The 7,531-nt window shown below is 66.2% G+C and carries 6 protein-coding genes and 1 pseudogene; 4 read left to right on the top strand and 3 right to left on the bottom strand.

Features of this window, described 5'->3' with window-relative positions:
- Positions 1 to 153: 153 nt before the first annotated feature.
- Together EV655_RS18305 and EV655_RS19070 are read right to left on the bottom strand one after the other, a co-directional pair.
- Positions 154 to 1,062 (bottom strand): annotated as a pseudogene (locus tag EV655_RS18305) (IS1182 family transposase); the annotation flags it as partial.
- Positions 1,063 to 1,652: 590 nt separating this feature from the next.
- Positions 1,653 to 1,775: a hypothetical protein gene (locus tag EV655_RS19070; protein ID WP_279389353.1), complete on the bottom strand. Its 123-nt coding sequence runs from the start codon at positions 1,773 to 1,775 to the stop codon at positions 1,653 to 1,655.
- 53 nt (positions 1,776 to 1,828) lie between these two features.
- Here EV655_RS19070 and EV655_RS18300 point away from each other — a divergent pair, with 53 nt between their 5' ends.
- From EV655_RS18300 to EV655_RS18285, 4 genes are read left to right on the top strand one after another with little or no spacing between them, the layout of a single operon-like run.
- Positions 1,829 to 3,499: a c-type cytochrome gene (locus EV655_RS18300; RefSeq protein ID WP_132546793.1), complete on the top strand. Its 1,671-nt coding sequence runs from the start codon at positions 1,829 to 1,831 to the stop codon at positions 3,497 to 3,499.
- The gene (locus EV655_RS18295) at positions 3,496 to 4,149 is read left to right on the top strand and encodes a TorD/DmsD family molecular chaperone (RefSeq protein WP_132546792.1); all 654 of its coding nucleotides are present in this window, start codon (positions 3,496 to 3,498) and stop codon (positions 4,147 to 4,149) included. The genes EV655_RS18300 and EV655_RS18295 overlap by 4 nt, the downstream gene beginning before the upstream one ends.
- Positions 4,146 to 6,620: a trimethylamine-N-oxide reductase TorA gene (torA, locus tag EV655_RS18290; protein ID WP_132546791.1), complete on the top strand. Its 2,475-nt coding sequence runs from the start codon at positions 4,146 to 4,148 to the stop codon at positions 6,618 to 6,620. Before EV655_RS18295 ends, torA begins: the two co-directional genes overlap by 4 nt.
- 40 nt (positions 6,621 to 6,660) lie before the next feature.
- Positions 6,661 to 6,945 carry a BA14K family protein gene (locus tag EV655_RS18285; RefSeq protein ID WP_165905405.1) on the top strand — a complete coding sequence of 95 codons (285 nt, stop codon included), beginning with the start codon at positions 6,661 to 6,663 and terminating at the stop codon, positions 6,943 to 6,945.
- A gap of 88 nt (positions 6,946 to 7,033) precedes the next feature.
- Here the strand turns inward: EV655_RS18285 and EV655_RS18280 are convergent, their stop codons facing one another.
- Complete coding sequence (locus EV655_RS18280) at positions 7,034 to 7,219, bottom strand: integrase core domain-containing protein (protein WP_132546790.1); 186 nt, start codon at positions 7,217 to 7,219, stop codon at positions 7,034 to 7,036.
- Positions 7,220 to 7,531 lie beyond the last annotated feature (312 nt).

Below are 7,531 nucleotides of genomic sequence, written 5' to 3'. Positions count from 1 at the left end.
CCTCTGCGGCTGCGGCCACAACATCCGCAAGATCCTCGCCCATCTGCGGAGGCTTCTTGCCGCCGTCGTCACATTCGTCCTGGCAATGATCCGGCAGGAGCGAACCGGCCACTACGGTCTGGCCCCCGCCTGACCGCGTTGTTCAGGCTGAACGAAGTAGCCCTTGTCGGCGATGGCGTGCAGGTCGTCGCGGCCGAGCGCCTCCTTGGCCGAGGTGGCCATCGGGCTCAGCTGGCCGCGGTCGAAACCCTGGTTGGTGACGTCGTGGGTGACGATGATGTGGGTCTCGGCATCCACCGCGCACTGGGCGTTGTAGCCGACGAGGCCGCTATGCCGCGCGCTGGTCGCCATGGCGCGGGCATCCGGATCGGTCAGCGAAATCTGCCCGTCGGGCGCGTCGACCAGGGCCTTGTCCATTGCCTTCAGGCGCTGGATTTCCTGGCGGACACGCCCATAGCGACGGGCCAGATGTGCCACCTTCCCGGTCCGTGCCTCGTCTTCTTCCTGGCGGTCGATCCGGACCATCTCGTCGATGTATCGCTCGACATCGGCTTCGAGGTGGGCCAACCGGCTTGCGATCTTGCCCTTGGTGAAGTTGCGGTCGCGATTGTTCACCGCCTTGAACTTGCTCCCGTCGATCGCGACGCAGTCACCTTTGAGAGTGCCGATCCGGCGGCAGAGCTCGACGAACTGCGCACAGGTTCGTCGGATGGCGGGGCCATTGTCGCGGCGGAAATCCGCGATGGTCTTGTGATCGGGGACCAGGCGGCCGGTCAACCACATCACCTCGACGTTCCGGCCCGCCTCGCGCTCAAGGCGCCGGCTGGAGGGGACGCGATTGAGATAGCCGTAGATGAAGAGCTTGAGCAGGACGGCCGGATGATAGCCGGGGCGACCGGTCCGCGACGGCGACGCGCGACCAAAACCGAGCTCTGCCAGATCGAGTTCCTCGACAAAGAGATCCACAACCCGGACCACGTTGTCCTCGCAGACCCAGTCCTCCAGACGCTCCGGGAACAGCGTTGTCTGACCCCGCGCGACGCCTTCGATGAAACCCGACATGCGTACCTCCTGCCTCGCAAGAAGTATACCACGCACCCGAGTTTCCACACAGGCTCGGCCCTTTCCGGACCCTCACCGTATCGCCGAGCGCGCGATGCGGCTTCACCAGACCGGCCATTCGCCACGATTGCACGATCCGCGCTGCGCCGAGGGTCCATGACGCCTGGGCTCTTGCCATCTCGCGTCACCTCTGATCGGCAGCAGGCAGCCCTTATTCGCCGTTCGCCCTGGAGCAGCCAGCAGAGTCATCTTCGACCGGGAGGGCGGAAAGTATGATTTCGCTGCAATCGCGAGACGGACACACCGGCGATCTGGGAGCCGACATTCCGACTGTCTGGAAACCAGCTCATTCTGCGCCGCCGCAAGTGGGCTTCCAAAGACCTTTTCTCGGCGAATACGTTCGCGCTGGCCGGATAGCGAAAGCCTATCAGCCCCAGCCGAGATTGCGGATGTTGCTCTCTTATTTCAGGTTCTGTTCGGCCCCCACGAGGCCGCTCTCGTAGTGGCGGAAGATGGCGCGGAAATAGGGAGTTGTCGCCCCGCAATGTAAAGGCGGGAGGCAGGTCCCGCTGGGCAACGCCTTTCGACCTTCAACGATGCGCGATCACGACGGCATCAAAGCCCCGCATCGCTGCTGAAAGAACCGACAGACCGCCCCCATCGAACGCCACGGAAAATTCGTGATCGGCACGTCGGTCGACAATTGCGCTCATATCGTTAGACTTGTGATGGTTATCTGCGGCTATTCCTAGAAGGGAATTTTGGCATGGCACGGTCCGAGGAACGCTCCAGAAGCCTGTTCTTGCGGCTCTTCCTCGGGGTGTGCATACTCGCCGTCCTGGCCTTCTTCGTCCTCACCTCGCCCTGGACTTGGTCCCTCGCGCATCCTTCACGCGAGGTCGCGGCGCTTGACGGGGCCGATCTGGAAAATGGAGAGCTGATCTTCGTGGCGAGCGACTGCGCAACATGCCATGCAACGCCCGGTCAGGAGGACCCGCTGAAGCTCGGCGGCGGGCGAGAGCTCGACACCGAGTTCGGCCTGTTCCGGATGCCCAACATCTCTCCGCATGACGAGGACGGCATCGGAGACTGGACGCTGGCCGAGTTCGACCGTGCGGTGCGTGAGGGCGTCGGGCCCGGAGGACTCGACGGGGAGAATTTCTACCCGTCCTTCCCCTACACCTCCTACCAGCGGATGACCGCCGAGGACGTCCGCGACATGTATGCGTTCATCCAGTCGCTGGAGCCCGTCGCCGGCCGGATCGACGACCACGACCTGAAATTTCCCTACAACATTCGCCGGGGCGTCGGACTGTGGCGGCTGGTCTTTCTTGATGGCGAGCGCCTGCCCGAAGGCAATCCCGGGCCGCTTCCCGTGGCCGAGGACGCGAACGACCCGTTCGCGCCGGTGACCATCGACGCACCCGACGACGTGATCCTGGCGCGCGGCAAGTACCTGGTGGAAGGGCCGGGCCATTGCGCCGAATGCCACTCGCCCCGGACCATGCTGGGGACCATCCCCGCCGGGATGCGCCACGGCGGCGGGCCGACGCCCGACGGGCACGGCCATTTCCCCAATATCTCGCCGCATGAAACGAGCATCGGCTTCTGGTCTGCCAACGCCATAGCGAATTACCTCAAGACGGGGGTGAGCCCGATCGGAAAGCGGGCCGGCGGCGATATGGAAGAGGTCGTCGCCAACACTTCGCAGCTGAGCGACGCCGACCGTCTGGCCATGGCTCGTTATCTCAAGACGGTAGCGCCGGTCGACAATCCGGCGCCAGGCCTGCCGGAGCCGAACCGCAGTTCTCAGGTGGTCATGCTGGAGCAATCCGGCGAGAGCGCCCGCGAGTTGCCGACATCGCCGGCCGAAGAGGTGGGCGTGGCGAGCTCAGCCTTCGTCGTGCATACCAAGTCGTTCTTTCTGGACGCCGGCGGGGCCGAGGAGGATGGCAAGCTCCTGAGCGGGACCGAGGTCGCCGTGGTCGAGGAAGGCAGCGATCTGCTGCGCGTGCGGCTGGAGGGCTGGCAGCTTGTCGGGGCCGAGGCGGTGCTTTACGCCAAGCAGGGCCAGCGCATCATGCAGGCCGTCCTCGGCGAGCCGGCGATCGCGGCGCTGGAGACGGGCGAGACCGTGACCGACCCCGATACCGGGCAGGACTGGGTATCGGTCAGCCTGGAGGGTTGGGTCGACAAGACCGGCATGCTGGTCGACGGCGACGCACTCTGGTCCTTCACCGCCCAGATGTTCAATTCGGCTTGCGCCGCCTGCCACAGTCCACCGGAGGCGGACCATTTCCTGGCGAACCAGTGGATCGGCACGCTGGGCTCGATGAAACGCTTCACCTCCCTCGAACCGGACGCGTATCGCCTGCTGCTCGTCTATCTGCAGAACAATGCCAAGGATTCCGGCGCGAAGGAGCGCGCCGACCTATGAGCGCAAGCGCCGGCCTCTCCCGCGCCCCGGACCCGGCGGAGATCGAGGCCTTCGTCGCGGAGTTCCTGGGCCGCGCCTTCCTTGCGCCGCCGGATGACGCGGCGGTGGACAGCATGACCGCGCCCGAGGCGACGCGGCTGTTGCGCGAGATCGCGGCCAGCCTCTCGGAGCAGGACGCCGCCGAGACCATGTGCGCGGCGCTCACCCGGGGTCCGCCCGGGGCGGTCGCCGCGGACCTCGCGCGGCGGCATGTGGGGCTTTTCTCGGGCGTGAGCGGCCCGCGCACGATCCCGATCTATGAAAGCGCCTATACCGGCGGGGCCAGGCACGCGGCCGAGAGCTTTGCCGACTTGCAGGCTATCCTCAGGCGTCTCGACCTGCGCGTGGCCGACGACTGCGCCGAGCCGGTCGACCACCTGTCGCTGGAGCTTGCCCTCTACGCCACCGCCCTGCGCTGCGGCGATGGGGCGGCGACGGCGGCCATGCTGGACCGCCTCGCCGGATGGGTGCCCGCGTTCTGCGCCAAGGTGGCCGCGGCCGATCCGGGCGGGGTCTACGGCGCGGCGGCGCGCCTGCTCGCCGCGCTGGTCCGGCACCGAATCCCCGCCCATTCCTCCCCCCTCCAGGCAGAAGGAGCGCGCGCGACATGACGATATATCCAAAAGAGGCCTTTCCGGCCGTCTCCCGCCGCAGCTTCCTTCAGGGCGCCGCGGCGCTGGGTGCGCTCGGCACCGGGGCCGGGCCGCTCTTGTCCCCGGGCGCCGCGGCCCAGACCGCCAGCGCAGATATCCTCTCGGCCTGCCATTGGGGCGTGTTCCGGGGCCGCGTCACCGACGGGCGCGTGACCGAAATGATCCCGTGGGAGGAGGATCCCGCGCCCTCGCCGCAGCTCGCCGGCGTGCTGGACTCGATCTATTCGCCCTCGCGGATCAAGTACCCGATGGTCCGCCGGGCCTGGCTGGAACAGGGCCCCGGCGCCGACCCCGACGGCCGCGGCACGGGCGATTTCGTCCGCGTAAGCTGGGACGAGGCGCTCGACCTCGTGGCCAACGAGCTTGTCCGCGTGCGCGAGGAACACGGCTCCACCAGCATCTTCGGCGGGTCCTACGGCTGGAAGAGCCCCGGCAAGATGCACAACTGCCAGACGCTGCTGCGCCGGCTGCTGAAGCTCGAGGGCGGCTTCACGAACTCGGCGGGCGATTATTCCACGGGCGCCGCGCAGGTCATCCTGACCCATGTCGTGGGCTCGATCGAGGTCTACGAACAGTGCACCACCTGGCCGGTCCTGGCCGAGCATTGCGAGTTGATGGTGTTCTGGGGCGCCAATCCGCTGCGCAACTCCGAGATCTGCTGGCAGGTCGCCGATCATGGCTCCTTCGCCGGGGTCGACCTGATCCGCGACTCCGGGATCGAGACGATCTCCATCGACCCGATCCGCACCGAGACGGCCCAGCGCCTGGGCTCGGAATGGATCGCGCCGCGGCCGATGACGGATGTCCCGCTGATGCTGGGGATCGCGCATACGCTCTATACCGAGGACCTGCACGACCAGGAGTTCCTCGACCGCTACACCAGCGGCTTCGACCGGTTCCTGCCCTATCTTCTGGGCGAGAGCGACGGCCAGCCCAAGACGCCGGAATGGGCGGCGGAGATCTGCGAGGTTCCGGCCGAACAGATCCGCGACCTCGCCCGGCGCTTCGCCTCGGCGCGCACCATGCTGGCGCTCGGCTATTCCACCCAGCGCCAGCACCATGGCGAGCAGGTCCACTGGATGCTGGTCACGCTGGCCTCGATGCTGGGGCAGATCGGGTTGCCCGGCGGCGGCTACGGGTTGAGCTATCACTACGCCTCGGGCGGGGCGCCCACACACAATTCGCCGATCCTTACGGCGGTGTCGGACACTCCGGGCGGCGTGGGCGGCGTGGGCGGGCCGGCCTGGCTGGCCGGGGGCGGCTCGCTGACGATCCCGGTCTCGCGCCTGGTCGAGACGCTGCTGAACCCCGGCGCGACGATGCAGTTCAACGGCCACGAGATCGAATTGCCCGAGATCAAGCTGGCCTACTGGGCCGGCGGCAACCCCTTCGCCCATCACCAGGACCGCAACGAGATGCTGCGCGCCTGGCGCAACCTGGAGACCTTCATCGTCAACGACTTTCAGTGGACGGCGACCGCGCGGCATGCCGACATCGTGCTGCCGGCCACCACGTCCTACGAGCGCAACGACATCTCGCAGGTGGGCGATTACGCGCTCAGCCACATCGTCCCGATGAAGAAGCTGATCGACCCGGTCTTCGAGGCGCGGTCGGACTACGAGATCTTCACCGGGATCGCGCAGAAGCTCGGCCACGGCTACGCCTATACAGAGGGCAAGACCGAGATGGACTGGATCCGCGGGTTCTACGAGACCGCACGGATCGAGGCCCGCGCGAAGGGCATGGAGATGCCGACCTTCGAGGCGTTCTGGGACAGCAACGAGCCGCTCGCCTTCCCACTGACCGAGGAGAGCCGCAACTTCGTCCGCTATGCCGATTTCCGCGCCGACCCGCTGTTGAACGCGCTCGGCACGCCGTCGGGGCGGATCGAGATCTTCTCGCGCAATATCGAGAAGATGAACTACGACGACTGTCCGCCGCACCCCACCTGGATGGAGCCGATCGAGCGGCTCGGGATGGAGGGACAGAAATACCCGCTTCACGTCGCGTCGAACCATCCCCGCATGCGGCTCCATTCGCAACTTTGCGGCACCTCGCTCCGCGAGGAATACGCGGTGCAGGATCGCGAGCCGTGCTGGATGAACCCGGCCGATGCCGAGGCGCGCGGGCTGGCGGATGGCGATGTGGTGCGAGTGTTCAACGACCGCGGCCAGATCCTTGCCGGCGTCGTCGTCACCGACGAGATCCGCCCCGGCGTGGTGCGCATCGACGAAGGCGGCTGGTTCGATCCGATGAACCCGCGCGAGATCGGCAGCCTGTGCCGCTATGGCGACGTCAACAACCTGACGACGGGCATCGCGACCTCCAAGCTCGCCCAGGCCAATTGCGGCCAGACCGCGCTCGTCGAAATCGAAAAATTCGAAGGAGAGCTTCCCGATGTTCTCGTCTTCTCCGACCCCGTGTCCTGAACGCCCGTCCCGGCAAAGGGGCTCTGCTCCCCGCGCTGTCTTGGCCCTGGCTGCGGGCTTTCTGGTGCTTCCGGGGCTCGGGACCGGGGCGCTCGGCTTCGAACAGAACGCGGCGCCGGCGCCCCAGGAAGATTACCTGCCGATACAAAGCCTCGGCGAAGAGCCGCCCGGCCCCGCGGAAGAGCTTCCGCAGTCGCTTCATGCCGCGTGGTGCCTTGGTCGGTACGACACTTACGATGTCGGGACCAACACCTTCCTCACCGACAATCAGCTGCGCCGCGAATGTGTCTCGCCGTATGGCGCTGGAACAGACGGAGCGGACTGATCAGGCCAGTGCTGAGCGGACAACGGAGATGAAAGACTGCCCCCGTCTTGCAGTGCCTCCTGGAGTGCGCCCCTGCGGGTGGACACGATCAGGCGGCGTTTTTGACCATGGCGCAGGCGTGGCGGTCTTCGAACTGGGCGGGGCTGAGATACCCCAGGGCTGAATGTAGGCGGCGGCTGTTGTAGGCTTCGATGAAACGGGGGACGCCGACTGCGACTTCCTCATACGTTTCATACTCCATCAGGTATGCATCCTCCACCATCAGCGTCTTCATTGCGCAATCCGACGCATCCGGTCAGCGATTCCGACAACGTCCGGTCACGCGCTACGGTTATCCGGTCACCGCGTGACCGGACGTTGTCGCTGAGCGTGTTTTGGTGATGTCGCCTTGAGCGGGCCTGGTCAAGGGTTTCGGCCCTGGCTGTTGATTTCCGCTGAGAACTGACCCGGGTTTTTCATCGAGAAGTGACCCGTCAGACGGCCCCCGCCGGCTTGCAGTTACCCACAAGTTGGTGCGGTGAATTGATTCATCTGCCAGCCTTGGTCTTGGCGACGACACTACGGTCATGATTCGTCATGTGGCACC

The organism is Rhodovulum euryhalinum (assembly GCF_004342445.1).
GTDB classification, from domain to species: domain Bacteria; phylum Pseudomonadota; class Alphaproteobacteria; order Rhodobacterales; family Rhodobacteraceae; genus Rhodovulum; species Rhodovulum euryhalinum.
This window is presented reverse-complemented; position numbering and strand designations above follow the sequence as displayed.